The 26,190-nt window shown below is 63.1% G+C and carries 24 protein-coding genes; 8 read left to right on the forward strand and 16 right to left on the reverse strand.

Features of this window, described 5'->3' with window-relative positions; genetic code table 11:
* Window positions 1–273 precede the first annotated feature (273 nt).
* Window positions 274–1,044 (forward strand): glycosyltransferase family 25 protein, encoded by a 771-nt coding sequence (locus ACPWR9_RS20100; RefSeq protein ID WP_426299971.1) that lies wholly within the window; start codon window positions 274–276, stop codon window positions 1,042–1,044.
* 83 nt (window positions 1,045–1,127) lie between these two features.
* Here ACPWR9_RS20100 and ACPWR9_RS20105 read toward each other — a convergent pair whose 3' ends face one another.
* The 12 genes from ACPWR9_RS20105 to ACPWR9_RS20160 all read right to left on the reverse strand — a co-directional run bounded on the left by ACPWR9_RS20105 (window position 1,128) and on the right by ACPWR9_RS20160 (window position 14,232).
* A complete protein-coding gene (locus ACPWR9_RS20105; RefSeq protein WP_426299973.1) occupies window positions 1,128–1,727 on the reverse strand; it encodes a peroxidase-related enzyme in 600 nt (199 codons plus the stop codon).
* Window positions 1,724–2,260, reverse strand: a complete 537-nt coding sequence (locus ACPWR9_RS20110; RefSeq protein ID WP_426299975.1) for a CMD domain-containing protein — start codon at window positions 2,258–2,260, stop codon at window positions 1,724–1,726. The genes ACPWR9_RS20105 and ACPWR9_RS20110 overlap by 4 nt, the downstream gene beginning before the upstream one ends.
* Window positions 2,257–3,573, reverse strand: a complete 1,317-nt coding sequence (locus ACPWR9_RS20115) for an acyl-CoA thioester hydrolase/BAAT C-terminal domain-containing protein (RefSeq protein WP_426299977.1) — start codon at window positions 3,571–3,573, stop codon at window positions 2,257–2,259. The genes ACPWR9_RS20110 and ACPWR9_RS20115 overlap by 4 nt, the downstream gene beginning before the upstream one ends.
* A 26-nt stretch (window positions 3,574–3,599) precedes the next feature.
* On the reverse strand, window positions 3,600–5,183 hold the full coding sequence (locus ACPWR9_RS20120) for an ABC transporter substrate-binding protein (RefSeq protein ID WP_150681706.1): 1,584 nt from the start codon (window positions 5,181–5,183) through the stop codon (window positions 3,600–3,602).
* A gap of 80 nt (window positions 5,184–5,263) precedes the next feature.
* The gene (locus ACPWR9_RS20125; RefSeq protein ID WP_426300620.1) at window positions 5,264–6,262 is read right to left on the reverse strand and encodes an ABC transporter ATP-binding protein; all 999 of its coding nucleotides are present in this window, start codon (window positions 6,260–6,262) and stop codon (window positions 5,264–5,266) included.
* Window positions 6,263–6,336: 74 nt separating this feature from the next.
* Complete coding sequence (locus ACPWR9_RS20130) at window positions 6,337–7,350, reverse strand: ABC transporter ATP-binding protein (protein WP_426299979.1); 1,014 nt, start codon at window positions 7,348–7,350, stop codon at window positions 6,337–6,339.
* The gene (locus ACPWR9_RS20135) at window positions 7,347–8,291 is read right to left on the reverse strand and encodes an ABC transporter permease (protein WP_426299981.1); all 945 of its coding nucleotides are present in this window, start codon (window positions 8,289–8,291) and stop codon (window positions 7,347–7,349) included. Before ACPWR9_RS20135 ends, ACPWR9_RS20130 begins: the two co-directional genes overlap by 4 nt.
* Window positions 8,291–9,265, reverse strand: a complete 975-nt coding sequence (locus tag ACPWR9_RS20140; protein ID WP_426299983.1) for an ABC transporter permease — start codon at window positions 9,263–9,265, stop codon at window positions 8,291–8,293. Before ACPWR9_RS20140 ends, ACPWR9_RS20135 begins: the two co-directional genes overlap by 1 nt.
* Window positions 9,262–10,767 (reverse strand): NAD(P)-binding domain-containing protein, encoded by a 1,506-nt coding sequence (locus ACPWR9_RS20145; protein WP_426299985.1) that lies wholly within the window; start codon window positions 10,765–10,767, stop codon window positions 9,262–9,264. Before ACPWR9_RS20145 ends, ACPWR9_RS20140 begins: the two co-directional genes overlap by 4 nt.
* Complete coding sequence (locus tag ACPWR9_RS20150; RefSeq protein ID WP_426299987.1) at window positions 10,764–11,744, reverse strand: LysR substrate-binding domain-containing protein; 981 nt, start codon at window positions 11,742–11,744, stop codon at window positions 10,764–10,766. Before ACPWR9_RS20150 ends, ACPWR9_RS20145 begins: the two co-directional genes overlap by 4 nt.
* 377 nt (window positions 11,745–12,121) lie before the next feature.
* On the reverse strand, window positions 12,122–13,777 hold the full coding sequence (locus ACPWR9_RS20155; protein ID WP_426299989.1) for an exonuclease domain-containing protein: 1,656 nt from the start codon (window positions 13,775–13,777) through the stop codon (window positions 12,122–12,124).
* A complete protein-coding gene (locus ACPWR9_RS20160) occupies window positions 13,774–14,232 on the reverse strand; it encodes a DUF2471 family protein (RefSeq protein ID WP_426299991.1) in 459 nt (152 codons plus the stop codon). The genes ACPWR9_RS20155 and ACPWR9_RS20160 overlap by 4 nt, the downstream gene beginning before the upstream one ends.
* Window positions 14,233–14,414: 182 nt before the next feature.
* Between ACPWR9_RS20160 and ACPWR9_RS20165 the strand changes: the two genes are divergently transcribed.
* On the forward strand, window positions 14,415–15,122 hold the full coding sequence (locus ACPWR9_RS20165) for a glutathione S-transferase C-terminal domain-containing protein (protein ID WP_426299993.1): 708 nt from the start codon (window positions 14,415–14,417) through the stop codon (window positions 15,120–15,122).
* Between the two features lie 46 nt (window positions 15,123–15,168).
* On the opposite strand, the gene ACPWR9_RS20170 is transcribed toward ACPWR9_RS20165, so the two are convergent.
* Complete coding sequence (locus ACPWR9_RS20170) at window positions 15,169–16,347, reverse strand: GGDEF domain-containing protein (protein ID WP_426299995.1); 1,179 nt, start codon at window positions 16,345–16,347, stop codon at window positions 15,169–15,171.
* Window positions 16,348–16,470: 123 nt separating this feature from the next.
* On the opposite strand from ACPWR9_RS20170, the gene ACPWR9_RS20175 reads away from it, so the two are divergent.
* Window positions 16,471–16,983, forward strand: coding sequence for a DUF4019 domain-containing protein (locus ACPWR9_RS20175; RefSeq protein WP_426299997.1), 513 nt, complete (start codon window positions 16,471–16,473; stop codon window positions 16,981–16,983).
* 191 nt (window positions 16,984–17,174) lie between these two features.
* Here ACPWR9_RS20175 and ACPWR9_RS20180 read toward each other — a convergent pair whose 3' ends face one another.
* A complete protein-coding gene (locus ACPWR9_RS20180; protein ID WP_426299999.1) occupies window positions 17,175–17,813 on the reverse strand; it encodes a GntR family transcriptional regulator in 639 nt (212 codons plus the stop codon).
* A 675-nt stretch (window positions 17,814–18,488) separates the two neighbouring features.
* Here ACPWR9_RS20180 and ACPWR9_RS20185 point away from each other — a divergent pair.
* Complete coding sequence (locus tag ACPWR9_RS20185; RefSeq protein WP_150681694.1) at window positions 18,489–18,797, forward strand: DUF4148 domain-containing protein; 309 nt, start codon at window positions 18,489–18,491, stop codon at window positions 18,795–18,797.
* Between the two features lie 303 nt (window positions 18,798–19,100).
* Window positions 19,101–20,090, forward strand: a complete 990-nt coding sequence (locus ACPWR9_RS20190; protein ID WP_426300622.1) for an alpha/beta fold hydrolase — start codon at window positions 19,101–19,103, stop codon at window positions 20,088–20,090.
* Window positions 20,091–20,096: 6 nt separating this feature from the next.
* Here the strand turns inward: ACPWR9_RS20190 and ACPWR9_RS20195 are convergent, their stop codons facing one another.
* Window positions 20,097–20,648: a GNAT family N-acetyltransferase gene (locus ACPWR9_RS20195; protein ID WP_426300001.1), complete on the reverse strand. Its 552-nt coding sequence runs from the start codon at window positions 20,646–20,648 to the stop codon at window positions 20,097–20,099.
* Window positions 20,645–21,235 (reverse strand): helix-turn-helix domain-containing protein, encoded by a 591-nt coding sequence (locus ACPWR9_RS20200; protein WP_426300003.1) that lies wholly within the window; start codon window positions 21,233–21,235, stop codon window positions 20,645–20,647. The genes ACPWR9_RS20195 and ACPWR9_RS20200 overlap by 4 nt, the downstream gene beginning before the upstream one ends.
* A gap of 116 nt (window positions 21,236–21,351) precedes the next feature.
* Here ACPWR9_RS20200 and ACPWR9_RS20205 point away from each other — a divergent pair, with 116 nt between their 5' ends.
* From ACPWR9_RS20205 to ACPWR9_RS20215, 3 genes are all read left to right on the forward strand, one after another.
* Window positions 21,352–21,855, forward strand: a complete 504-nt coding sequence (locus ACPWR9_RS20205) for a GNAT family N-acetyltransferase (protein ID WP_426300005.1) — start codon at window positions 21,352–21,354, stop codon at window positions 21,853–21,855.
* 615 nt (window positions 21,856–22,470) lie between these two features.
* Window positions 22,471–25,410: a xanthine dehydrogenase family protein molybdopterin-binding subunit gene (locus tag ACPWR9_RS20210; protein WP_426300624.1), complete on the forward strand. Its 2,940-nt coding sequence runs from the start codon at window positions 22,471–22,473 to the stop codon at window positions 25,408–25,410.
* Entirely contained in the window at window positions 25,407–26,099 is a 693-nt protein-coding gene (locus ACPWR9_RS20215) for a (2Fe-2S)-binding protein (protein ID WP_426300007.1), read from the forward strand. The genes ACPWR9_RS20210 and ACPWR9_RS20215 overlap by 4 nt, the downstream gene beginning before the upstream one ends.
* The last annotated feature ends 91 nt before the right edge of the window (window positions 26,100–26,190 follow it).

Below are 26,190 nucleotides of genomic sequence, written 5' to 3' on the forward strand. Positions count from 1 at the left end.
AGGACCGTGAAACGACTCCACGCCGATGATAGTGCGGATACCCGTGTGAAAGTAGGTAATCGTCAGGCTCCCCTAAAAACCCCTTGCTACCAAAGTAGCAAGGGGTTTTTGCTTTTGGGCGTGTGAAATCTGAACGGTCAAATCTCGCTTTCGGTAATTATTTGGAAGATGCGAGAGATGACACATTCGGTGTCTATCGTGTCGGTTGTTTTATAGGCCGATATGAGCAGTGCTCATGCGTAGTTCGCTACCTGAGGCTGCGCGAAAGACCCGATGATCCAACTTTCAAACTCCGGGATGAAGCTCCCGCCCGTTATCGTCATTTCCTTGACCGATAGCCACACCCGCCGAGCTCACATTACCGAACAACTTCAACGCGCCAACGTCCCGTTCAAGTTCTTCGACGCTGAACGTCCGCGCGAGTATCCGCCTGCTTATGACGCGCAAACACGGCTTCGGACCTATGCCAATCATCTGACGCTCGGTGAAATTGGTTGTTACGACAGCCACTACCGAATCTGGCAAGAACTCGCTCGCTCGAATGACGATATCTGGTGCGTGCTCGAAGACGATGTTCGGCTGGCTCCCGGATTTGCCTCTCGCCTAGCCCACGCATTTCACACATCAACGCCTTGGGGTGTGATGCGTCTGAACGAAGGTGGAGATGCCGGTCGCTGGCCCGTCGGACGACTCGCCGATGGTGCCATCGTCCACGATCACCGAAAACAACCCGGTGGGACACAGGCCTATCTCATTCGCCGGGACGCCGCACTCACGCTCCTAGCCTACGGCAAGCGTATGGTGCATCCGGTCGACGATATGTTGAATCGCAACTGGGAGCACGGTATCCGCATGGTCTCAACCTCGCCCGCCGTGGTTTCTCACTGCGAGCAGATCGTCGACACGACCATTACCGGCCGCCAGAAAGCCCAGCGTTCGCTCCCCGAAAAGCTGCGTCGTGAATATCACATGGGCAAAGACAGTTTGAATCGTCACATGGACGGTTGGCGCCGCCGTTTGTTCGACACCAATCGATGGGATTAGCGATCGATCTTCGAGCAAAACAAAACGCGCTGCCTCAACGAGGACAGCGCGTTTTTTTGTTGGAGACGAACCTTATCTCAGCCTCACGCCGCAGCCGTCTCTTCCGGAAACACCGGTTCGCCGAGATTCAGCATTAGGCGATTGGCCCACGCGAAGATGGCGATCGAGTGGATCAGGTCGAGGATCTCCGCATCGGTTAGGCCCACATCCCGCAGCGCCTCCAACTGCGCAGGACGCACATCTCCTGGCGTTTCCGTCAGCGCGATCGAGAACTGCGCAATCGCCTTCTCGCGCTCGGTCGTACCCGCAGTACGCGGTTCATCGAACACTTCACGAATCACGTCATTGCGCTTCGCCAGTTGCTCGAAACGCTGTGCATGCACCGACGCGCAATACACGCAGCCGTTGATGCGCGATACCACCGTTGTCGACAACTCACGCTCAGCGCGCGGCATGCCGCCCGGCGCATACATGATCGCGTTGAACGCCGCCGAGCGCTGACGCAGCACTTCCGGCTGATGCACCAGGAAGAGGTAGTAATCCGATGTCTTCGCCTTCGGATGGCTTTCCTCGAGCACCGCAACTTGCTCAGGCGAAGCCTGATCTAGCGACACTACGTCGAGCCACGCATCCCAGTCGAGCGACTCGTTGGTAAAACCGTGCGAACGGATGATCTCGCTCATGCTGTCGTCTCCCGGGGAGCCAATTGTTTGAGAGCTTGCAGACCTGCCACCAGACGCGTCTGATACGACAGGAACGCAATCAGTTGTGCGAGCGCCACCACGGCGGGCGTGGTCAACCCTGCCGCCGGCAGTTGCTGCAAGGCAGCCTTGTCACCAGCCACCGGGTTTTCGATCAGCGTGCGCGTGAAAATCAACATCGCGCGCAGACGCCCATCTGCCAAGTCTTCCGGCTTGCCCGTCTGCGCAGCGGCGAGCTGCACCGCATCCACCGAATGTTTGCCCAACTCCGCACGATAGTGCGCAGCGAGCGACGGCGAGGGCGTCAGACGGCTGGCATACAGCGCGACCAGCAGGCGCTCCACCAGCGAAATACCCTCCAACGCGGGATCGAACAACCCCTCGTAGCTGCCTTGCGTTGCCACGGCGACTTTGTCGCGCGCATGTCGCAGCGTATGCGTTGCCGACCCGGCTTCGAGCCCGGCCACGCGGTCGACGAGATCGCTAGCGATGTCGTATTGAGTGTTGGCGGTCATGATTGTCCTTGAGATTGGGCGCGCTCGGCCACCGCTCTTGCGAGGAACGCCTGAACGGCGCTCCACGAACGTTGATCGGCGAGTGCATTGGCATCCGGCTCACCGCCGCCGGTGCTGATCTTGCCCGAAACGGGATGCGCGTAGACGAGTTGCGTCGTCGGCACAAACGGAAACACGATGGCGTGTCCGGCGCGTGCGAAGTCGAGATGCTCGACCGGATACGGATGGTTATGCGCAGCCAGCCGGTCTGTCACCATGCGCGAATATCGGCTCGACGGCCATGAGCCATCGTCCTCGGCAGACAGCAACATCACCGGCCCGCGAATCTTCTCGACGGGAATCGTGGCGCGTGCCACAGCATCCGCGTCGTCGAGCGCCGTGAGCATCGCCTTGTTATGACGATGCGGCGGCGGCCCTTCGTCAAACGGTGCCCACGATGCCGTGCGATTGTTTTCCCAGATGTGCGGCAGCGGCTTGCCATCCAGCAACCACGTCGGGCCTTCGCGGCCCAATGCCGGATCGCAGGCGTTCTGCGCACTGTGAATCAACGCGCTCGGCACATAGCCGACGACGGCCGACACGGCCTCCGGGAACGTCGCACCGAGTAGCAGCACGAGTTCGCCGCCGCGCGACTGGCCCGACAGCGCCACGAAGTCATGCGCAGGTTTCACCGTACGGCGCAGCCAGTCCATGCCCTTGGCGAAGTACTCCAGCGGCGTGTTGGAGATGTAGTCCGACAAACCCGGCGTCTTGAAATACCCCAGTGCGAAGGCAGCGTAACCGTGCGAAGCATAGAGCGCCGCGCGCGGCTCGTTGATCCCGCCGCCCGAGCCGTTGAGGATCATGACGGCAGGATGCGGACCGTCGCCCGGCGGCAGGTACAACGTGCCGACGAGTCCATCCTCGCGCACTTCGCGACGGGTGACGCCTTCGGCGGCCAGACGCTGCGTGAAGGAGACGGAAGCTGAACCAGCATCCGCCTGCGCCACAACCGTCGTCACCAACGGCGCGGTCACCGGCGCAGGGAACACGTCGCGGCTCTTGCCGTCTTCAGGCACTTGCGACCAGATGAGTCCCATGGCCGACACGCCTTGATAGCTGCCAGCGACGGGCGCATCGCGCGCCACGTCGACACAGCCCTCGGCGTCGGCCACGAACGTGGCTTCCGCGTGCCACACCACGCCACCCGCACGCGCGGTGTGGGCGGTCAGTGTGACGCGTGCCCCGGGCGCCGCACCGCGCACCATCAGGTGGCGCGGTACGTCGATCAGCGCATCGGCGGGTGTTGCCGTGAGAATGAGCGATGACGTCATAAGGCGATAAGTCTCGTGGCGTCCGCTTACTTCGCGGCCTTGGTCACTTGCATCGCCACCGTACGATCGCTCGTGAACGGCGTGACCTTCAGACCCTTACGGGCTGCCCAGATGTTCTGGTAGTGATACAGCGGAATCACGCCCACGTCGTCCGACACCACCTTCACCGACTGACGCAGAATCGCTTCGCGCTTGGCTTCGTCGAACTCGGCCGTCGACGCATCGAGTGCCTTGTCCACTGCCGGGTTGCTGTAGTGACCCCAGTTCGACGCGCCCAGCCCCTTCTTCGCATCCACGGTCGCCAGCACGTTCACGAGCGCGTAGCTCGCTTCACCCGTACCGTTGCCCCATGCGAGCATCGTCATGGCGTAGTCGTTCTTGTTCGCGCGGCCCGAGTACACGGCCCAAGGCACCACTTCCACTTGCGTCTTCACACCGATGCGCGTCCAGAATTGCGCCACCGCCTGTGCCGTTTCCGGACCTTGCGGATAACGGTCGTTCGGCACGTGCATCGTGAGCTTGAAGCCTTGCGGGAAGCCGGCGTCAGCAAGCAGTTTCTTCGCTTGCGCGGCGTCGAACGGAATGTTCTTCACGTCAGGGTTGTAGCCGAACGTATCTTTCGGCATCCACTGATTGGCCTCGCTAGCCGTGCCTTGCATGATGCGCGACACAATCGCGTCACGGTTGATGGCGAGCGACAGCGCACGGCGAACGCGCACATCGAGCAGCGGGTTCTTGGCGAGCGGCTTGCCGTTGTTGTCGGTGATGAAATCGTTCGGACCGTCGCGGAACGTCGGTTGCAACAGCATCACACGCAGACCCGGGTACGGATACACCGTCACATTCGGCGACTTCTTCAGGCGCGGAATGTCCGACGCCGACACCTTGTCGATCACATCGACGTCGCCAGCGAGCAACGCAGCGGTACGTGCCGCACCGTTGTTGATGTAGCGATAGTCGACCTTCTCCCACTCCGACTTACCGGCCCAGTAGCTGTCGTTACGCACCATCTCCACGCGGTCACCCGGCGTGTACGACACGTACTTGAACGGACCGGTACCGACCATCGCGCGCCCGGCGTTGTAGTCGTCGGTGTTCGACTTCTCGCCGACGTGCTTGCTCACGATATGCACCGACGCAAGGTTCAGCGGCAGGTCCGGATTCGGAATCTTGGTCTTCACGACGAGCGTGAGCGGATCGGGCGCGCTCATCGTCTCGATCGTGCGCAGATAGCCCGCGAACGTAGCCACGCTGCCCGGCACGTTACGTGCGCGCGTGTACGAATAGATCACGTCGGCGGCGGTGAACGGCTGGCCATCGTGCCACTTCACGTTCGGGCGCAGCTTGAATTCCCACGTCTTGGCGTCGAGCGCCTTCCACGACACGGCGAGGCCCGGTTGCAGCTTGTTCCACTTGTTCTCGACGAGCAGATCCCAGAAGTGCAGATCGACCGAGCGGTCGCCCGCGTGGTTGTTCAACTGCGGATCGAGCGAGGAGAGCGGATCGGCAAACGCGATACGCAAGGTCGAGCTTTGGGCGTTTTGTGCAGAGGCCGCAGCGCTCGTGACGAGCAACGCAGCGGCTAACGAGGACAACAAGAAGCGTTTCATTATCGGCAATCCTGGTCGTTGATGAATGAAAGAAGGTCTGACGTGACGCCAACCGAAGTCAGCTCACGCCGTGAAATAACTCAAGCGTCGTTCAAGTGACATGCGCTCACGTGATTGATCGCCACGCCACGCAGCGTCGGCACTTCCGTGCGGCAACGCGGCATCGCATGCGGACAGCGCGGATGGAAGTGACAACCGCTCGGCGGCGCAATCGGGCTCGGAATTTCGCCGCGAATGGCGGAGAACGTCTTGTGACGCACGTCGATGCGCGGAATCTCGGCGAGCAGTGCCTGCGTGTACGGATGGTTCGGGCGGCGGAACACTTCCTCGACCGGCGCACTCTCGACCACACGGCCGAGATACATAATCACCACACGATCCGACAAATGCTCGACCACGCCAAGGTCATGGCTGATGAACACGTACGTGAGCTTGAGCTGCTCGCGCAGATCCATGAACAGATTGAGAATCTGCGCCTGAATTGACACGTCGAGCGCAGCCACCGCCTCATCGCACACGAGCAGATCGGGCTGCACGGCCAACGCGCGCGCGATACCGATACGCTGACGCTGCCCGCCGCTGAACTGGTGCGGATAGCGATGACGCAGCGCCGGGTCGAGCCCCGCACGTTGCAATTGCGCACTCACATAATCGTCGAACCCGGCGCGGTCCGTCAGCCCATGCACCAGCGCGCCTTCACCGACGATGCGGTCGATGCGCAGACGCGGGTTCAGACTCGCGTACGGGTCTTGAAAGATCATCTGAATCTTCAGCCGCGCGTCACGTTTCTCTTCGTCGCTCAGCGCATTGGCGGGACGGCCATGAATCTGGACTTCGCCCGACGTCGGCTTGAGCAGGCCCGCGAGCATGCGCCCGAGCGTGGACTTGCCGCAGCCCGACTCGCCCACGAGGCCAACGACTTCGCCCGGCTTGACGACCAGATCGACGTTATCGACCGCGCGCACGACGGCGGGCGGATGCGAGAGGCCAACGCGTTCGAGCAGACGCCCGGCAGCGCCGACGTGCCGCTCGCCAAAGCGCTTGCTCACGCCGCGCAGCGCGACGATCGGCGCGGGCAACGTGGCAGGTGCCGCCGCCGCACGCGTGCCGCCAGCGCCGTGATGACCCTGCGGGCTGTTGGGTTGTGCGGTGGTCATACCATCTCCTTTTGCAGCGCAGCGCCCGGGTGGAAGCAACGCACCAGACGGCCCGGCGACGTTTGCGTCATCTCGGGGCGCACGTTGCACGCCGCCGTGGCATACGCGCAGCGCGTCGAGAACGCGCAACCGGCGGGCATCGTGAGCAGATTCGGCGCCATGCCGGGAATCTGACGCAGACGCTGACCGCGCTTGTTCAAACTGGGCAGGCTACCGATCAGCCCTGCCGTGTACGGGTGTTGCGGCGCGTCGAGCACCGCATCGACCGCCCCTTGTTCGACGATGCGGCCCGCGTACATCACGGCCACGGTGTCGGCCAACCCGGCCACCACCGATAGATCGTGCGTAATCCAGATCAGCGCTGTGCCGTGCTGGCGCGCGAGCTTCTGCACTTCCGAGAGAATCTGCGCCTGAATGGTGACATCGAGCGCGGTGGTCGGCTCGTCGGCGATGATCAGATCGGGGCGGTGCAGCATGGCAATTGCAATGGCCACGCGCTGACGCATGCCGCCCGAGAGCTGATGCGGATACGCGCGCAGACGCTCGTCGGGGCTGGGAATGCCCATCATGCCGAGCGTGTCGCGTGCCAGTTCGCGCGCCTGCGCTTTCGACACGTTCTGGTGCGCCCGCACGGCTTCGATCATCTGCACGTCGATGCGCAGCACCGGGTTGAGCGTCATCATCGGATCTTGAAAGATCATCGCGATGCGATTGCCTTGCAAGTGCCGCAACTCGGCCGGTTTCAGGCGCGTGAGGTCACGCCCCTGAAACAGCACTTCGCCACCGACGATGCGACCCGGTTCATCGACCAGCCCCATGATGGAAAAGCCGGTGACCGACTTGCCCGAGCCCGACTCGCCCACGAGCCCCATGATGTGACCCGCCGGCAGCGAGAACGACACGTCGTCGACTGCGGGCAGTGTGCCTGCTCGCGTGAAGAATTGCGTGCGCAGGTTGCGAACTTCCAGCGTGAGTGGCGTAGCGGGGGGAGAAGACGGCGCGCCGCTCATTTCTGCAACCTCGGATTGAACACATCGCGCAGGCGATCGCCTACGAGATTGATGGCGACGACCGTGACGAGCAGGGCGAGGCCGGGATACACGCTGATCCAGTATTCACCGGAGAGCATGGTCTGATAGCCGTTGGCGATGAGCAGGCCGAGCGACGGCTCGGTAATCGGCACGCCAAGGCCGAGAAACGATAGCGTCGCTTCGAGCGTGATGGCACGCGCGACTTGCAACGAACCCACGACGATGAGCGGCGGCAGGCAGTTCGGCAAGATATGGCCGAGCACGATGCGCCAGTTCGGAATCGCCTGGCAGCGTGCCGCTTCCACATACTCGCGTCGCGATTCGACGAGCGCCTGCCCGCGTGCGGTGCGCGCGAAGTAAGCCCATTCCAGCACCACAAGCGTGAGCACCACGTTGCCGATGCCTTTGCCCACGTAGGCGAGGATCATCAGCGCGACGAGAATTGACGGGAACGACAACAGCAGGTCGACCAGTCGCATGATGAGCGCGTCGACGCGACCGCCTGCGTAAGCGGCCACCAGCCCGAGAATCGTGCCGAGAATGCCCGCGATCAGTGCCGAGCCGACACCCACGCCCAAACTGATACGCAGGCCGTAGATGATGCCCGAGAGCAGGTCGCGGCCTTGACCGTCCGTGCCGAGCCAGTACGTGAACGTGGCGGCGCCGTTAGCGGTGCCCGGCGGCAGGCGCGCGTCCATGACGTCGAGCTGCATCAGGTCGTACGGATTTTGCGGCGTGATCCACGGCGCGGCGAGGGCTGCGGCGATCAGCACGATAAACACGATCAGACCAAGCACCGCACTCTTCGAGCGAAGGAACTCGTGCAAGCCTTGCTGCCAAGGCGATTCGCGGCGCATCGGCACTGGCTCTGCAACGACCGGCGAAGGCGGCGCGCCGTTAGGAGAAAGATTGAGTGACATCAGGCAGCGGCCTCCACGCGCACACGCGGATCGAGCCACTTATAGAGCACGTCCACGATCAGATTGAGCGACACGAACAGGCACACCACAACGATGAGATACGCCACGATCACCGGACGGTCCAGTGAGTTGATGCTGTCGAGAATGAGCTTGCCCGCGCCGGGCCACGAGAACACGGTTTCGGTGACCACAGCGAAGGCAATGGTCGAGCCGAACTCGATACCGAGCACGGTCACTAGCGGAATCAACGTGTTGCGCAGCACGTGCACAACGACGATGCGCAGCGGCGAGAGCCCCTTGGCACGCGCGAACTTCACGAAGTCTTGCGGCAGCACTTCAGCGACACCCGCGCGGGTGAGACGCAGCACGAGCGAGATCTTGAACAGCGCCAGATTGAGCGCAGGCAAAATCAAGTGACGCAAGCCGTCGACCGTCAGGAACGACCATTCCACGCCGAACACGCTCACCGTCGCGCCGCGCCCGCTCGCGGGCAGCACGCCCAGATGCACGGAGAAGAACATGATCAGCATCAGGCCGACCCAGAACGTGGGCAGCGAGAAGCCGACGATGCTGCCGGTCATCAACACTTTCGAGATCGGGTTGCGCGGATACAGCCCCGCGAACAAGCCGAGCGGAATGCCGATGAACACCGCAAGAATCAGCGCGGAGACCGCCAGTTCGAGCGTGGCCGGCAGGCGTTGCAGAATCAGCTGAATCGCGGGCACGTTATAGACGAAGCTGTTGCCCAACTCACCATGCAAGGCACCACCGAGGAACGACAGGTACTGACGCCACAACGGCTGGTCGAGCCCGAGCTGCGCGATGATGCGCGCGCGGTCGACCTGATCGACGTCCTGACCGATCAGGATGTCGACGGGGTTGCCAATGGCATGCAGGCCGACGAACACGATGAGCGTCATCAGCCACACAACGAACACCGCTTGGAGTACGCGGCGCAGAATCCAGGCACTCATGCGATGCGCTCCTCGCGAGCCGCGCTGTCGCCACCACGGCTGTCGTTGCCGTCAAGTGCTGGCGGCGGCGGGGCGGGTGTCCATTCGTCGCCGTAGACTTCCGGCTCCTCGTACGCTTCCATGTTGGCGTAATGGTGGGCGACGTCTTCGCGATAGAACGTACCGGCCAGCCCTTGTGCGAGACGCTTTGCCCCTTCGCTCACGGCGGGGATATCGCCGGAGACCGCGCCGTGCGTGAGCGTGGCGGGTGCGCAGAAGCAATGAATGCGCTCGAGACCCGGGCACGTGCCCGGCGTCTTTTCCAGGAATTCGAACGTCGGTCCGAGGTCGGGCGAGTCGGAGAGTTCGGCATCTTCGTCGCCCGCAGCCGGCGCATAGCGATCGCTCCACTTGCGGACGTACTGCGCGAACGGTGCGAATTCCGGACGGCTTGCGATATCGATGCGAAAACCCGTGGCGAACACGAGGAAGTCGAGCACGAACGTGCCCTTGGCGGTGCGCACGTGAATTTCGTCGCCCACCGGCGTGACGTCGAGAATCGGTGCTCCCAGATTGAAGCGAGCGTTCTCGTGACGCGACACTCGCAGCGTGCTGCCACGCGGCGGCGGCACTTGCTGGGCATTCACGTAATGGCGAATGCGCCACTTCCATTCGTCGGGCAAGTTCAGGTGGCCGTGGGTGAGCCCCGGGTTGCCTGCGCCTTTGCCTTTGTTGATGCGCGGAATATCGGCGCGGCGAATGAGTAGATCGACGCTCGCGGCACCGGCTTCGAGCGCGGTGGCGGCGCTGTCCATGGCCGAGGCGCCTGCGCCGATCACGCCCACGCGTTTGCCGCGCAGCGTTGCGTAATCCATCTCGTCGGACGAGTGCGCCCAGAAGCGGCGCGGCAGATCGCGTGCGAACGCGGGCACCGTCGCACCGCCCAGGCCGTCGCGGCCGGTGGCCAGCACAACGTGGCGGGCATAGACGATGGTGTCGCCTTCGGCAGACGTGACGGACAACGCGACCAGACCGTCGTCACGCGGCGTGATGGCGGTGATGCGGTGCTCGTTACGCACGTCGATGGCGAGCACGTCGCGATACCAGCGCAGGTAGTCCATCCATTGCAGACGCGGAATCTTGTCGAGCGCATCCCACGCGTCGAGACCGAACTGGGCTTCGAACCATGCGCGGAAGGTCAGTGCGGGCAGGCCGAGTGCGGGGCCGGTCAATTGCTTGGGCGAGCGCAGCGTTTCCATGCGTGCGGTGGTGGCCCACGGGCCCTCGAAGCCGCGCGGCGACTGATCGAAGATCACTGCGCCCACACCCAGATGCGTGAGCGAGGTGGCAGCGGCCAAACCGGCCATGCCGCCGCCGATGATGGCGACGTCGAGCACGGGCTGGCCGTCGTGCGTGCGGGCAGGCACCCAGCGCTTGGCAGGGAGTTCGAGCCAGGCGAGGTCCTGACGCAGGCGCGTTTCGAGCGCAGGCAGGCCGATGGCGGATGTCGGGGACTGAGTCATGACGACAGGGCTTCCTTGGGGGCGGGCAGATCGCCGTACAGCGACTGCAAAACTTGGGCGTGTTCGGTAGCGGCGCGCTGCGCGAAATCGGGCAGTAGCGTGCGGGCGGCTTCGGCCAGCGCGTCGACAAACGCGAGGGCGGCCGGTGACGGTGCGCGGGCGTCACGCGTGATGACGCCGAAGAAGAACGGGATGTCGGCGTCGATCGGGCGCACGGCCACATCGGCCAGCGGCAAGCCGTAGGCCGTGACAGGTTCGAGCACGGCAACGCCCAGACCGGCACGCACGGCTGTCATGGCGTTGATCGACGCGTTGGTTTCAATCAGACCGACCGGTGCGACGCCTGCCTGACTGAATGCCTGATCGAGGCGGCGGCGCAGGCGGTAGGGGTTCTGCATCGTGATGATGCGGCGGCCGACGCACTCGGCCAGTGGCAGGCGATCGTAGGCGGCTAGCGGATCGTCGCTGCGCACGGCGGCGACACAGGCCGATTCGCCGATCCAGTGCACGACGATGCCGCGATGTTCGAGCGGCAGGCTGGTCACGCCAATGTCGGCGGCACCGGTGAGCACGGCATGCACGACTTGCTCGGGCGAGGTGCTGCGCATCTGAATCTGGATGCTGTCGCGTGCGAGGCCCGGCAAGGCGAGGGCGGCAGGCACGAGGCCGGCGGCCAACGCCGACGTGGCCGCGATATGCAGGGGCCGGGTCTGGCCGCGAGCAATTTCGTCGGCGCGGGCGCGAATCTGCTGCAACCCGGCGAGCACGTGCTCCACGTCTTCGAAGAGCAGAAAGCCTTGTTCGGTCGGCGTGACACGCGGGCCGCTGCGGGTGAACAGCGCGTAGCCGATTTCGGCTTCGAGCTCCTGAATCATCCGGGTGATCGCGGGCTGCGAGCGTCCGAGCAGGCGTCCGGCCGCAGTAATACTGCCGGTCGACATGACCGCCGCGAAGGCTTCGAGTTGGCGTAATTCCATCGTGCTCGGTGGGGTGGAACGGCAAATGGCGGGGCGCGAGAGGGCAAAAGTCCCTTGCGCGCCGTCCGGTCATCGACGTTGCCGCGGCCGCAGAAGTGGCAATTCTTGTTGTATTCGGATTGCGTATTCTTCGGCCATCAGCATGCGTCTTGCAAATACTTAATATTTATATGCTCATGCCGTACGGTGCAAAGGAGGGTTTTGCCTAGGTGACGGCGGCGGGGAAATAAATGGATGGGGAGGTGTGGGCTGCTGTGAGGGGGCGCTGCGAGGGCTTCTGACGACGGCGCGAGCCGAGGTGACGCCCGGCCAGTGGGTGACCGGGGGTGTTGCGAGGGGGCGGAGATGGGATGCGCGGAAAGAGATTTATCGTGCGTTTATTTTGCGTCGAACGGCAAACGATATTGCGCCGGGTCTTCCGGGCGCGGGGCGCGACGACGCAACAACGCCACACGCGGCTGCTTCGGTGCGGTTTCCTGCGGCGGCTCGACGGGACTTAAGCGGAAGGCGGGGCGTGTGAGGTGAACGATCACTAACGGGGTTGCCGGTGCCGAGGCCGCCAAGCGTCGTCCGAGCAACCGGTAAATATCGGGATCGAAGCCCGTGACGGGCGGCATGTTGTCGAGCAGGTCGTCCAGCGCCTCGCGCGTACGTACGCTGCCGAGGTATTGCCAACGGTCGATCAGGTGGTATTCCACGTCGGGGGCATCGGTATCTGCGTCGTCGTGTGCATCGACTTTCGCATGGCCAGCGACCGGCGCGGCACGCTCTTCAATCGCGATCGGCCCGTCGTAAGGCCATGTCTGCAATTGCAATGTCGCCAGCGCTTCACGCAGGCGCGTCGTGTGCGGCGCGAGCGGCGCTTCGCCGATACACACGCCGTCGCATCGCTTGACCTGATAGCCGAAACACGGGCGTCCGGCCTCGCGTTTCTCCAGTCCGAGTTGTGCGCAGCAAAGCCGATGCTCGTCGGCGAGCGTGCGCAGCGCCATCTCCGCACGGTTGCGCGACGAGAACGTGCCGTAGAGCGCGCCTGCGCTGGCGAAGTCGACTGTGCGGGCGTTCACCAGTTGCGGCGTGTCGCTTTGCGCGTCGATTTGCCAGCTGTAGAGGCTCGATGCACGCCGCAACATCCGGTTATGAATCGGCTGCAATTGCTTGACCAATTGCGATTCGAGCAACAACGCGCCGAGTTCGCCCGCCGTACGCCGTGCTTCTACGCGCCGAATTTCCTGCGAGATCCGCAGGTCTTTGGCGACCTGATGGTCGCTGGAGAAGTGCGAGCGCACCCGCGCACGAATGTCGACGCTCTTGCCGACGTAGAGCAACGTATCGCCTTCACCGTAAAACAGATAAACACCAGGCGCGGCAGGCAACGCGTCGATCGCTTCGTCAGGCAACTGCGGCGGCTGGCTGGCGCGCTTGGTAACCCGTTGCACCGCTTGCTCGATCAGCTCGGGCTGGTAAATCGTGTGGATTTTTTGCCAGAACTGCCAGAGCAGGTCGGCGTCGGCGAGCGCGCGGTGACGGCCCAGCGGTTCGAGACCAAAACGGGCGATCAGTGCGTCGAGGCCATGGCGAGCCGCCGCCGGGAATAACAGTCGCGAGAGCCTGACGGTACACAGAACGTCCGCTTGAAACGAAATGCCCGCACGACGGAATTCATTCTTGAGAAAGCCATAGTCGAATCGGGCGTTGTGGGCCACGAACAACTTGCCTTGCAGACGCTCCGCGAGACCCTGCGCCAAGGTCTCGAACGACGGTTGCCCGCGCACCATCTCGTTAGTGATGCCGGTCAGTTGCTGGATGAACGGCGGGATCGACTCTGCCGGATCGAGCAACGTACTCCATTGTTCGATACCATGCGGCCCGACCTCGACCACGCCAATTTCCGTGATGCGGTCAGCCAGCGCATTGCCGCCGGTGGTCTCCAAATCGACGAAGACCATGGGGGCGGGCAAGGAGCGGGCGAGGGCGTCCGGATCGATGGGCGTTGCGTCTGCCACGCTTTCGTCTTGAGCGTCTTGATTCAAGCCGAGTATGCCGATCCACCGGCGTGGGGCGACGCCGCACGCGGCGTCGCGTTGCTGGACTTGGTTGCTGCGTAGGCCGTCATGTCTTCCGCCAATGCGTCTTCTCCGGCGAACGCGGCCACGATGGCGCGAAACACGGCCGGTGTCGGGGCGTCGGGCCAGCTCAGATCGACACTCGCGTCGAGCGGCGGCAATTCGCCCTCGCGGCGCAAAGCTTCGTCGCCCGGCAAACGCAGCACATGCGCGAGCACCCACGCCTCATGGCGTGCATGCAGCCCGATATCCGCTTCGGCTTCGTCGGCGATAGCCACGAGCGTGCGCCAGTCGAGCCGCGCGGCTGCGCCAGATGCTTGGTGGCCGTGCTGTGCAAAGCGCGCGGCAATCTCGCGAACGACGCCCGCAAGATCCCGCTCGGCGGCGCTTAGCGCCAATTGATCCCAGTCGATTGTTTCCATGAAAAGGTCCCTCGATTGGGTGACATAATACTGTATAAAAGCACAGTGCGCGAGTGACGTGAACGCGACATCGACCGCGCGCACGCGCACTCATGTAATACTCTGCGCCAAAGCTTTTCGACCCGCCTTCAACCCGCTTTCAACCCACTACACGCCCTCATTTGCGCAGGAGTTTGGCCACGATGTTGACCCTGTACACCTTCGGTCCGGCGTTCGGACTGCCCGATGCCAGCCCGTTCGTCATCAAAGCCCATATGCTGCTCAAGCTCGCCGGGCTGACCTATCAAACGGATCGCGGCGGCTTTCGGCGCGCGCCGAAAGGCAAGTTGCCGTTCATCGACGACGACGGGCAGATCGTGCCGGACTCGACACTGATTCGCCTGCATATCGAGCGCAAGTACGGGTTCGACTTCGATGCCAGCCTCGCGCCGGAACAACGCGGCGCGGCGTGGATGTTCGAGAAGGCGCTGGAGGACCACTTCTATTGGCACGTGGTGCAGGCGCGCTGGTGCGACGACGAGAATTTCGCCAAGGGACCGGCGTCGTTCTTCAAGTCGATTCCGTGGCCGGTGCGTCCGGTGGCGGAAGCGTTTATTCGCCGCAAGATCCGCGGCACACTCCAAGGCCAGGGCACCCTGCGCTATTCACCCGAAGAGCAACAGCAATTGCTCGCCCGGGGCGCGCAGGCAGCGGCCCAGATGCTGGGCGACAAGCCGTACTTTTTCGGGAGTTCGCCGTGCGGTGCGGATGCCACGGCATTTGCCTTCATGGCGAGCGCAATGGCACCTCAGTTCAAGCACCCGCTGCGCGATGAGATCGAGAAGCACCCGAACCTCACCGACTATATTGCGCGAATGCATCGGGAGTTCTTCCCAGAGGCCGCCGGCTGACGTTAGCCGCAGTCGGTCCAGCCGCCAGAATTCGACGCGCGTTGGGTCAGCCCGCTTCCGGCGCCGTCTCGTCGCTCGACAGCACGTCCGAGAGCACGAGATTGCGCCCGGAAATTTTCGCGGCATACAACGCACGGTCGGCACGCATGCACAGCGCTTCGAGACTCTCGTGCTCGTGCCATGTCGCTACCCCACCGCTCAGCGTGTAATGACAAACGCCGAACGGCCCCGCTACCAGATGCCGACTGGCCTGCGCGCGCAGACGCTCGGCGATGCGGATCGCCCCCGGCGTATCGGTGCCGGGTAACAGCACGGCAAATTCCTCGCCGCCTAACCGTCCGAAGATATCGCCCTCGCGCAGTCCGTCGCGTACCAGCCTGACGAATTCGCGCAGCACCGTGTCGCCGCCCGCGTGGCCGTGCGTGTCGTTGATCTGCTTGAAATGATCGAGATCGATGACCACGATCGACAGCGGCCAGCCGCGTGAGAGTGCCCGTGCCATCTCCTGCCGCGCGAGCAGGTCGAAATGCTTGCGCGAGAGTGCGCCGGTCAGGTAGTCGCGATTGGCGGCTTCCTCGGCGGTGGCGAGCATCGCGTCGTGAATCATCATGACCGACCCCATGGTCATGGCCGGCATGACCACCGCGCCAATGATGAGCATCACGGCGTTGAAGGTCGACGGGCCCATCAAGTCGGGCCCCGGGGCCGGTGCCCAGCCGAACACGGTGCCGCGCACCATGTGGCCAATCGCAAACGCGACCGCGAGACCTGCCGTCAGCCAATAGTTATAGGGATGCCGCTTGGGGGGAATGTGCCGCATGATGAGCACCGCCGTGGCCAGCAGCACCACCGCGTGATACGTCGACACGATCACCACCCGCACTTGCGTGTTCTCGTTGCCGTAATACCAAAACAGCATGGATCCGGTCAGCACGCCGAGCGACGCCCCGAGCACCGGCCAGTGCGGCGAGCGGCCGAGAAAGCGCGCACATCCGGCGTAATAGAGCAGCAGGCCGCTGCCCAGCATCACGTTGGCGACAGGAATCGAAAGGAAGTCGGGGACATGGCCGCGCAGCGCAAATAAGGGCAGCGAGACGAGGACGGCCACGTTGGCCCAGCACCATTCGCGCACCCCGGCGACGCGCGAGCGTACCAGCGAGCCGATGATCAGCAACATCATGAAGCTGAGCAGGGCAGTGATCGCGAGCAGAGACGTCGTCAACATGGCGAAGGCCGGCGGGGGGAAGGCGGGCGTGTGTAGTGCATTGTAATGTACGCCGCTGTGCGCGTTACACGCCAGTAGAATGGCCGGGTTATGGTTTACCGTCTATCTCTAGGAGTTTTTGTCATGTCGATGTCCCGTCTTCACCGCTTCCTGATATTTGCCGTCGCCACAGCCGCCGGTCTGAGCGCGGCGCAGGCGCAGGCACAGGAACCGATGGCGCGTCGTTCGGCCCAGCCGCCGCTGTTTGCGACGCCGGCCAGCGGCGTGAGCCCGGCCACGGACATCAACCGCGATGTGAAGCCCGCGCTCGAAGCGGCGAATCTCTGGCTCGGTCTGGTCGATATCAACCGCGCCGAGCAAAGCTGGGAGCAAGCCGCCGCCGTGTTTCAGCGCTCGCTGCCGGCCGACGCATGGACCCAGAGTCTGAGCGCCGCACGCGCCCCGTTGGGCAAGGTGCAATCGCGCAAGGTCAAAGACGCGGTGTTCACGCGCACCATTCCCGGTCAGCCTGAGGGCGAGTACGTCGTGATTCAGTACGACACGGCGTTCCAGAACAAGGCCGACGGCCAAGAAATGGTCACGATGGTGTACGGCGTGGATGGCCGCTGGCGCGTCGCCGGATATTTGGTCCGCTGATCGGAAACGAGGGGAAGCGCGCTGGCCGTTTGGCGTGTCTGGGGTAGCGCTACCCCTTGGCCGATGTCGGCGGCAGCCTCCGAGCGGGGCTAAATGGCTTGTATGTGGAATGTATGCAGGCGGGGTGCTTGCGAATCGGCGTAACCACCTGGTTGATCGCGCGTGGGCGAGCGTCGGTGCGTGCCGGTGACTTAGCGCGGCAGGGCGGGTTCGACGATATCCATGGTCGTCACGACGTGATGGCGTGCGATCTCGGCCGCGCGGGCTTCATCGTGGGCGCGCAGCGCGTCGAGCAATTCACGGTGTTGCACGTTGGTCGCGCGCAGTTGCTCGTCGGAGAACATGACCGGAACGCGCAGCGCCCAGTAATAGAACTGAATGCGCTCGTGAAACTGCGCCAGCACGACGTTATCGGCAGCTTTGACGATCAAATCGTGGAATTCGCTGTTCAGGCGGTTGAGTGCGAGACGTGGCAGGTGCGAGCTGGGCTCCATCTGCTCGATGAGCGCGGCGAGCGCGTCGCAGGCCTCGGGCGTGATCTTGCGGGCGGCCAAACGGGCGGTCTCCGCTTCGATGGCGGCGCGGCTCTCGAAAATGGCGTGTACCTGAAGGTGCTCGACGCCCTGCACTTCCCAGCCGCGATTGCGGGCGATGAAGCCTTCGCCTTGCAAGATCAGGAGCGCTTCGCGCACCGGTGTGCGGCCAACGCCGAGCAACTGAATCAAGTCGTCTTCAATCAGGCGCTGCCCAGGCTTGAGTTCCGAGGCGAGAATCATGCCGCGGATTTTCGTCCGCACTTCACCAGTAATCAGGTTGCTGGGCGCTTTCATCTGTTGCTTATCTTCCCTTGAGCGGCGCACACGCCGGTGCTTCGGCGAGGTTGTCGAGCGAGTCGCGGCGTCCCGGACACGGCTGTGTCCGGCGCGCACCCTCATGCCGCAGCGGATTTTACAGAGTTTCTTTCTGACCCTTCAAAACCGTTCCCAAAGCGTCAAAGTTGTGCCAGCCATGCGCGCGGCACATCAATGCGGTCCGGTTTTGCACAATTCTTTCGGTTTCCGAAGCGAGGGCTCGCTTATACGCGCGTTTGAAGCGAGAGAAAAATACCATAAGCCCTCGCGTAGCGGGGTTCGCGCTCACTAACTTGTTGCGTGAGCGCCCACATCGCTGGCGTTGCGGGTACCGAAACATGCGTCGTGGAATGGACGCGCGGCGTTGATAAACATATGAAGTATTGCGCCGGTGCCACCTGCCGGTATAACCCTAAATCTTTGAGGGTTATACCGGCCGCTCGGTGGTTTTTGTCCCGTTTCGCATCCCCATCGGTTGAAACCTTATGAATGCTCGGCCTGCGCTAGGCATATGGCCCCGTTTATTTCAATTATTTCTGAATATGAAATAAATGATTGTAATTGATCGTCTTTATCATCGAAGTGCGCACTAATAGACTTTGATTGTCGACGATGAGTTACGCATCGCCCCCTTCAATAGACAGGAGAAACACCATGAAGCGCACCCTTATTACCTCTGCCCTGATTTCCGCTGTGTTGGCTGTGTCGGCCGGTTCGGCCTTCGCCAGCGACGCCTTCGACGGCCCGTCGGAATTCTCGTGGGTTCCGCAAACCAGCGTGCTGACTCGCGCGCAAGTTCGCGCCGAACTGATCCAAGCCCAGAAGGACGGTCTGGTCGTGCAACACGACACCGTGTACCCGAAGGCAGTGCCCAGCGCACAACCGGCCGCTGCTGCGGCACCGGTCACGCCGGGTTCGGTCGGCGGTCTGCAACGTGCCGGTACGACGTACTTCGGTAACTAAGTTAAGCAGGTTGTGATTGGGGGGCCGATAGCCCCCAACCGCCAAAGCCCGCCGTATTGACGGCGGGTTTTTTACGTGGCGCTCCCCACGAATGAGCGCGTGGCACAATCGCTGGCATCCGCTTTGTGCCACTTCGCGTGCCATCGCACGCCTTCGCTCATGACCCCCACGCAGCAAACATCCCAACGGTTTCCCTCGCCGATGTACCGCCGACTTCAACAGTGGTGGCAACACGGCACAGTGGCACTACGTATTGGCGTCGTCGCCAGCGTCGCCGCATGTGCGGCGCTCTCGACGTTTTCGATGTTCTCGCCCTCGCTGGCACACGCCGCCGATAGTGCCGACAGCAATGCAGGCCCGGCGTATGGTCCGGAGCTTCAGGGCTTCGACTATCCGTATCCAGTGAACCGTTTCGACTTCACGTCGCAGCGCTCGCCGCTGCATATGGCGTATTTGGATGTGAAGCCCGCGCAAGCGAACGGCCGAACCGTCGTGCTGCTGCATGGCAAGAACTTCTGCGCCGCGACCTGGCGCGACACCATCGACGTGCTCACTGGCGCCGGGTATCGCGTGATCGCCCCCGACCAGATCGGATTCTGCAAGTCGAGCAAGCCCGCGCAGTATCAGTACAGCTTCCAGCAATTGGCGAACAACACGCATGCGTTGCTCGCGTCGCTAGGGATCACACGTGCCACGATCGTGGGCCATTCGACCGGCGGCATGCTCGCCGCGCGCTATGCGCTGATGTATCCGGACGACACGCAGCAACTCGTGCTCGTCAACCCGATCGGTTTGGAAGATTGGAAGGCGCTGGGCGTACCGTCGAAGACGGTCGACGAATGGTTCGAGCGCGACCTGCGCACCAGTGCACCGAGTATTCGCCGCTATGAACAGGCGACGTACTACGCAGGGCAATGGAACGAGCGTTACGAACCGTGGGTGCAAATGCTCGCGGGGATGTATCGCGGACCGGGCAAGCGGCTCGTCGCGTGGAATTCGGCGTTGCTCTACGACATGATCTACACGCAGCCCGTGGTGTACGAGTTCGGCCAGATTCGTGTGCCCACGTTGCTGCTGATCGGCGACAAGGACACTACCGCGATCGGCAAGGATTTTTCGCCGCCGGAGGTGCAAGCGCGTATCGGTCACTACCCGGCGCTGGCGAAGGCCACGCACGCGGCCATTCCCGGATCGACACTCGTGGAGTTTCCCGAGCTAGGCCATGCGCCGCAGATGCAGGACCCAGCGGCATTCCACAAGGCGTTGCTCGAAGGGCTGGCGGCGCTGCGTTGAGAAAAGCTACGCCAGATGCTTGTAATAGAACGTCGTGGCGCAGAATTCGCCACCGGGCATGAGTGCGAACTTCGGCACGTCGCCTGCGCGTTGCCAGCCGCTGCGTTGATATAAGCGTTCGGCGTCGCCGCCGGTGACGGTATCGAGCACGAGCACGTGGCGGCCCTCGGCGCGTGCCACGTCGTCGACGGCGGCCATCAGCAGCTGCGCAACACCTTGCCTGCGCGCATCACGATGCACGAGCATCTTCGCCACGTCGGCACGGTGCGGCTGGTTTTCAGGCAGATCGAGAATCAACTGCACGGTGCCGATGATGCGGCCTTTGCCGTCCGACGTATCGCTAGCTTCCTCACGCGCGACCAGCAGCACCCGCTCGCCGCGCGCGACCCCATCGGCCACCTTGCGCCAGAACGCCGTTGCGCGCTCGCGTGTGAGCGGCAACATGAAGCTGACGGACGCGCCGCCTTCCACGCAATCGACGAGTACATCGGCAAGGGAATCGATGGCCGCGACGGCTTGTTCCCCGTTCAGGCGTTGCAAGGTGATCGATGACGTCATGTTGCCCTCCGGGCAGCGACGAACGGTAGTGTGACGAGCCCGACCAGGTAGTGCGCCGTTGCCGAGGTCGGGTTGTAGTAGCCGATCGGTTGATCGAGCCGCATGGCGAGGCAATCGCCGGTATCGAGCCGCCACGTAGTGTTGCCCAGCGTGATTTCGATGGTGCCGTCGATGACCCAAATCTGTTGCCAGACTTCGTTGTCGCGTGCGCCGGTGTCGTACGCCACACGCTCACCGGCCGGGAATTTCACTTCCACGTATTGCAGCGGCGAGGGTTCGGTTGGCGAGAGATTGCGCCGGACATAGCCCGACGCCGGGTCGGTCCACACGGGCTGATCGGCACGCCGCGCGATGGGCGAGGGCGGAGCATCGTCGCCGCTGCGCTCGTCGAAGAGGGAAGCGAGCGTAACGTCGAGTGCCGTGGCCAGCTTGTCGAGCACATTGGCGGTCGGACTCGTCTGCGCGCGTTCGATGAGTGAAATGCTCGAACGGCTCACGCCGCTGCGCTCGGCCAAGGTGTCGAGAGAGTAGCCGCGCTCGCTTCGCAAATCGCGAACCCGGCGGGCGATACGTTCGTTGATATCCATGCTGTCCAGTTTACTGGAAATTAATTTCTAGTAAACTGGATGCCAATATTCGACATCGCATCCGGCCGTAGACTCGATATCGACGTGACTGCCACAACCCGCTTGGACTACCCATCATGACCTCTGCCGTTACCGTTCGCGACGCCACCGACGCGGACCTCGCCGTCATTCGCGACATTTATAACGATGCCGTCGAGCACACCACCGCTATCTGGAACGAGATCCTCGTCGACGTGGACAACCGCCGCGAGTGGCTCGCCGCCCGCCGTGCGAAAGGCTTCCCGGTAATCGTCGCGCAGCGCGGCGACGACGTGCTCGGTTACGCCTCGTATGGCGACTGGCGCGCCTTCGACGGCTATCGCCACACCGTCGAGCATTCGATTTACATCGACAAGAATGCGCGCGGCGGCGGTGTGGGCGAGTTGCTGATGCGCGCACTGATCGAACGCGCGCGCGCCGCCGACATTCACGTGATGATTGCGAGTATCGAAGCGCAAAACGCGCCGTCGATTCGGTTGCACGAGAAGCTCGGTTTTCGCATCGTCGGCGTTTTCAGTGAAGTGGGCACCAAGTTCGGCCGTTGGCTCGATCTCACGTGCATGGAATTGCGTATCGACTGAACGCCGAGCGTAGCGGTAAACGTTGCGCGCGCAAAAAACGATAAAAATCAGCGCGCTGCACAAAATAAATTGCAGCACCGATCGACATCGAGATGGCGCCATATTCCACGGGATATAGCGCCATTTCTGATTTGGCATAAGCAACATCACGCACCCGAAATATCGCCCGCTCTCGCCCGCCGCGCGGTGCGCAATGCGTGCCAAGCCGCGCCAGTTCTCACGCAGTGCGTCATCCGTCACCTTGTCATTCACATAGGCGGCGTGTAGCCTTGAGAGGTCCGGTGTCACTCATGAAGCGTGGTCCTATAAGACTTCACGACGACATCACGGCAGATGAATGTCGCGCACTGCGCACAAGCATCGTGGGTCATGACTTTGCCCCAGGCGTCGTGATCGTATTCGTGCTGTTTTGCGTGCCATTTTCCGTTTCGTGTTGGTGATACGTCCCCCCAAACAATAAGGCCGTACTCCCGGCCGACGGACGGAACGCATATGCCGCGCCTGCCAAGAAAACACTGTCCGCCAGCGGCAATGTCGAGCGATGACGCTCGTACATCTGCTGCTTCCGATACCCCCCAAGCGACCGACACCCCTGCCACGACATCCGGCTTCGCCATGTCGCGCCGGGGCTTTCTCAAAGCCTCGGTAATCGCGGGTATTTCGGTCTACATCGCCCCGATGGGCAGCCGCGCCTTTGCTGCGCTGTTCGAAGACAAGAACCTCACGCCGGTGGCGTGGGACGCTGCCACGGGCCAAGCCAAATTCCGCATCGACGGCACCGCCAAAGTCACGGGCGCGAAGATTTTCGCGCGTGACGTGCGCGCCGCCGACATGCCCGGCTGGCCGAAGCAGCAGGCGCACGCGTTCGTGTTGCGCACGACGCTCGCCGATCGCCCTTATCTCGGTTTCGATCTCTCGCGTCTCGACGACGGGCTAAAGCCCGATCGCGTGGTGACGGCAGACGATCTCGCGCGCGACGGTGTCGCGTTCCCCGAGTTCTATGGCGACGACATGCTGCTGCCGACGGGCAAGACGCCTGCGTATCTCGGCCATGCCGTGGCGATTCTGATCTATCACGACTTCGCACGTTTTCGCTTCGCCAAAGACAAGCTCAAGTTCCATGACGAAATCATTCGTTACGGCGACGTGAGCGGCCCATTGGAGCGCGACCCGTGGGGCACGTTCCGCTTCGTGCGCGTGGGCGGCAAGACGGCCTACGACGACGATATCTATTCGAGCCTGAAAGACGCGCCGATCTTCCCGAGCATGATGCGCAAGCACTTGCCGGTATGGCCTGACGGTAACGACCATGGCAAGCTAGACGAGCAGGGCATGGCATACGCGGGCAAGATCGGCGAATCGCTGGAGCACCCGCCGGGCGACTGGTTGGTGATGTCGCGCGAGTACCGCACGCAGTCGGTCGACACGGCGGCGCTCGAGCCAGATAACGCCAACTGCTGGTACGACGCGGCAACCCAAACGTTGCACATGGTCGTGCCGACGCAGTCGCCGTCAGAAGTGGCCGAGAACGCGGCGGCGATGGTCGCGAAGGGCCACTTCCCGGTCAAGCGTCTGATCGTCTACCCCTGCTACACGGTCGGCTACGGTTCGAAAGACCACTACAACATGCCGTTCTACGGGCTGGCCGCTGCGATGTACGGCGACGGCCTGCCGGTGCGCTTGGCCAACGATCGTTACGAGCAATTCCAGACGTCGCTCAAGCGTCACGCGTTCACGATGCGTTATCGCATTGGCGTCGATAAGGCGAGCGGGATGTTGCAGGCCTTCACGGCCGACATGGAATGCAACGGCGGCGGACGCATGAACTTCTCGCCGTCGGTCGCCATGGTGGGCGCGACGGCAGCGCAGTCGATCTATTACTTCCCGCAAAGCGATCTGGCGAGCGTGGCGATTGCGTCGCGCGCGATCGACGCGGGTTCGGCACGTGGTTACGGCACGTTGCAGTCGATGGCCGCGACCGAAATGATGATCGATGAAATGGCCGCCCAACTCGGGCTGGACGCCATCGATTTCCGCATGAAGAACGCGCTGCGCTCGGGCATGAAGAACACGCAGGGCGCGATTCCTGCCGGTGCCGTGCGTGTCGACGAAGTGCTGGCCAAGGCGAAAGCGCATCCGCTCTGGACGCAACGCGACAAGAAGAAGGCCGAGTACGAAGCGGCGCATCCGGGCCGTCGCTACGGCGTGGGTTTCGCTTGTGTGCAAAAGGACTTCGGCACGGGCGCGGAAACCTCGTTCGCGCGCGTCGAGTTCGACGATCAGGGCAAGATCAGCCTGCATCACACGGCTGCCGAAATCGGCACGGGGACGTCGACGTCTCAGGCCGTGGCCGTCGCGAAGTGGCTCGGTATGCCTGCCACCGACGTGCATATCGCCATCACCGACTGGCCCGAGTTGCCGGTGGTGACGAGCGGCGATCCGTATCTGATGTCGCAGGCCGATCAGGACAAGCTGGCCGCTAACCCGCGCTGGTCGCCGGGTTACGCCTCGCCGTCGAGTGCGACGAATTCGGCGTTCTACTTCACGCACAGCACGCGCGAAGCGGCGCGGTTGCTGTTCATGCAGGGGCTGTGGCCTGCTGCGCTTTCGATCTGGCGTCGGGGTCTTGGCGGCGGTCAGGCGGCACCGCTCGTGGTGCGCGTCGAAGACGCACGCTGGGTCGACGGCAAGCTCTCGGCGGCCGGGATGGAAGCGCTGCCGATGGCCATGCTCGCGAAGACCGCTCACGAGATGGGTTTCGCGACGGGCGCGACGGTGCACGTGTTCAACCGCTGGCAGTGGGCGGAAGCGGACTGGGATCTCGGCGACGGCACGACGCAGCGCCTGCCCGTGGACGGCATTGCGCTGCGCTACGGCAAGGGCGGCGCCAATCCGCCCGCCGCCGCCGTCGCACCGGTGCAAACGCCCGCCGTCAAAGCGGCGCATCGCAGCGGCAACGCACCTGCGAAGGCCGCATCGGCGCGTACGCCCGCAGCCGCGTCGAATGCGTCTGCCACGCAAGTGGTCGCACCGACGCCTGCCACCGGCTATCGCGTCATCGATCGCAAGCGCGTGTACTACCCGCCTGTGCAGCGTAACAACGCGGCGGTGACGTACTACAGCGCCGTCGGCACGCTCGTCGAGCTGTCGGTGCACGAGGCGACCGGCAAGGTCGAGCTGCTCACGCATCACTCGATCATGGAGTGCGGCAATCAGATTTCGCCGCAGTTGGTGTCGGGGCAGTTGCAGGGCGGTCTCGCGATGGGGATCGGCCATGCACTGCACGAGTACCTGCCGCTTTATGAAGACGGTCCGGGCAACGGCACGTGGAACTTCAACCGCTATCACCTGCCGCGCGCGACCGATGTCGCCGTGTGGACGCAGACCGGTGAAGTGCTGCCGCCGATTTCCGAAACCGATGTGCCCAAGGGCATTGCCGAAGTGGTGATGATTCCGGTGGTGGGTGCGATTGTGAACGGCCTCGCGCACGCGATTGGCCATCGTTTTACTGACTTGCCGGTGACACCGGAGAAGATCCAGGAGGTACTGGCATGACGGACGCAGCAAACGCAACACCCAACACCAGCGCGGCAACCGCTAGCGCCGCGCACGCAGCGTCGGACGCCAGCGGCGCCATGAGTGCGGCGTCGGCACCGGCCGCCGCGAGCAGTGCGCCCGCAGCGACGAATGGCAAAGCCCCTTGGGACGTGATTCCCGTGACGGTGAAGGTCAACGGTGTTTCGCACGGCCCGTCGGATGTGCCCGCGGGTTTGATGATGATCGATTACCTCCACGAGACGCTGGGGCTGACTGGCTCGCGTCTCGGCTGCGGACAAGGTATTTGCCACGCCTGCGTGGTGATCGTCGACCATGCCGACGGCACCAGCGAGACGGTGCGCACCTGCATCACCGGCGCGAACTACTTCGACGGCAAGACGGTGCGAACGGTGGAAGGTCATGCCACGCACGATGCCGACGGCAAAGTGACGCTGGCGCCGATTCAACAGGCGTTTCTCGATCACTTCAGTTTCCAGTGCGGTTACTGCACGCCCGGCTTCGTGAATGCGGCGACGGTGCTTATCGAAAAGCTCAAGCGCAAACCGGTGGCACGTGCCGATCTGGAAGCGGCGATTACGGAAGGGCTCAACGATCACATCTGCCGCTGTACAGGGTATGTGCGCTACTACGAGGCCGTGCGCGACGTCATTTTGAAGACGCCCGGCTGCCTGACCGACGCGAAGTGAGAGGACACGCCATGAACCTGAATCGTGTCACTCCCTCATCGTCGCTGCGTCGTTTGGGGCGCCTGAGCGCTAGCGCAGTGTGTGTCGCGGC

Origin of the sequence: Pandoraea pneumonica (assembly GCF_049918595.1) — a bacterium.
Taxonomy (GTDB): Bacteria; Pseudomonadota; Gammaproteobacteria; order Burkholderiales; family Burkholderiaceae; genus Pandoraea; species Pandoraea pneumonica_A.

Bases quoted from the DNA above. Each gene is read 5' to 3' on its own strand.
- ACPWR9_RS20100 (WP_426299971.1), top strand. From the start codon at position 274: ATGATCCAACTTTCAAACTCCGGGATGAAGCTCCCGCCCGTTATCGTC.
- ACPWR9_RS20105 (WP_426299973.1), bottom strand. From the start codon at position 1,727: ATGAGCGAGATCATCCGTTCGCACGGTTTTACCAACGAGTCGCTCGAC.
- ACPWR9_RS20110 (WP_426299975.1), bottom strand. From the start codon at position 2,260: ATGACCGCCAACACTCAATACGACATCGCTAGCGATCTCGTCGACCGC.
- ACPWR9_RS20115 (WP_426299977.1), bottom strand. From the start codon at position 3,573: ATGACGTCATCGCTCATTCTCACGGCAACACCCGCCGATGCGCTGATC.
- ACPWR9_RS20120 (WP_150681706.1), bottom strand. From the start codon at position 5,183: ATGAAACGCTTCTTGTTGTCCTCGTTAGCCGCTGCGTTGCTCGTCACG.
- ACPWR9_RS20130 (WP_426299979.1), bottom strand. From the start codon at position 7,350: ATGAGCGGCGCGCCGTCTTCTCCCCCCGCTACGCCACTCACGCTGGAA.
- ACPWR9_RS20135 (WP_426299981.1), bottom strand. From the start codon at position 8,291: ATGTCACTCAATCTTTCTCCTAACGGCGCGCCGCCTTCGCCGGTCGTT.
- ACPWR9_RS20140 (WP_426299983.1), bottom strand. From the start codon at position 9,265: ATGAGTGCCTGGATTCTGCGCCGCGTACTCCAAGCGGTGTTCGTTGTG.
- ACPWR9_RS20145 (WP_426299985.1), bottom strand. From the start codon at position 10,767: ATGACTCAGTCCCCGACATCCGCCATCGGCCTGCCTGCGCTCGAAACG.
- ACPWR9_RS20150 (WP_426299987.1), bottom strand. From the start codon at position 11,744: ATGGAATTACGCCAACTCGAAGCCTTCGCGGCGGTCATGTCGACCGGC.
- ACPWR9_RS20160 (WP_426299991.1), bottom strand. From the start codon at position 14,232: ATGGAAACAATCGACTGGGATCAATTGGCGCTAAGCGCCGCCGAGCGG.
- ACPWR9_RS20165 (WP_426299993.1), top strand. From the start codon at position 14,415: ATGTTGACCCTGTACACCTTCGGTCCGGCGTTCGGACTGCCCGATGCC.
- ACPWR9_RS20170 (WP_426299995.1), bottom strand. From the start codon at position 16,347: ATGTTGACGACGTCTCTGCTCGCGATCACTGCCCTGCTCAGCTTCATG.
- ACPWR9_RS20175 (WP_426299997.1), top strand. From the start codon at position 16,471: ATGTCGATGTCCCGTCTTCACCGCTTCCTGATATTTGCCGTCGCCACA.
- ACPWR9_RS20180 (WP_426299999.1), bottom strand. From the start codon at position 17,813: ATGAAAGCGCCCAGCAACCTGATTACTGGTGAAGTGCGGACGAAAATC.
- ACPWR9_RS20185 (WP_150681694.1), top strand. From the start codon at position 18,489: ATGAAGCGCACCCTTATTACCTCTGCCCTGATTTCCGCTGTGTTGGCT.
- ACPWR9_RS20190 (WP_426300622.1), top strand. From the start codon at position 19,101: ATGTTCTCGCCCTCGCTGGCACACGCCGCCGATAGTGCCGACAGCAAT.
- ACPWR9_RS20195 (WP_426300001.1), bottom strand. From the start codon at position 20,648: ATGACGTCATCGATCACCTTGCAACGCCTGAACGGGGAACAAGCCGTC.
- ACPWR9_RS20200 (WP_426300003.1), bottom strand. From the start codon at position 21,235: ATGGATATCAACGAACGTATCGCCCGCCGGGTTCGCGATTTGCGAAGC.
- ACPWR9_RS20205 (WP_426300005.1), top strand. From the start codon at position 21,352: ATGACCTCTGCCGTTACCGTTCGCGACGCCACCGACGCGGACCTCGCC.
- ACPWR9_RS20210 (WP_426300624.1), top strand. From the start codon at position 22,471: ATGTCGCGCCGGGGCTTTCTCAAAGCCTCGGTAATCGCGGGTATTTCG.
- ACPWR9_RS20215 (WP_426300007.1), top strand. From the start codon at position 25,407: ATGACGGACGCAGCAAACGCAACACCCAACACCAGCGCGGCAACCGCT.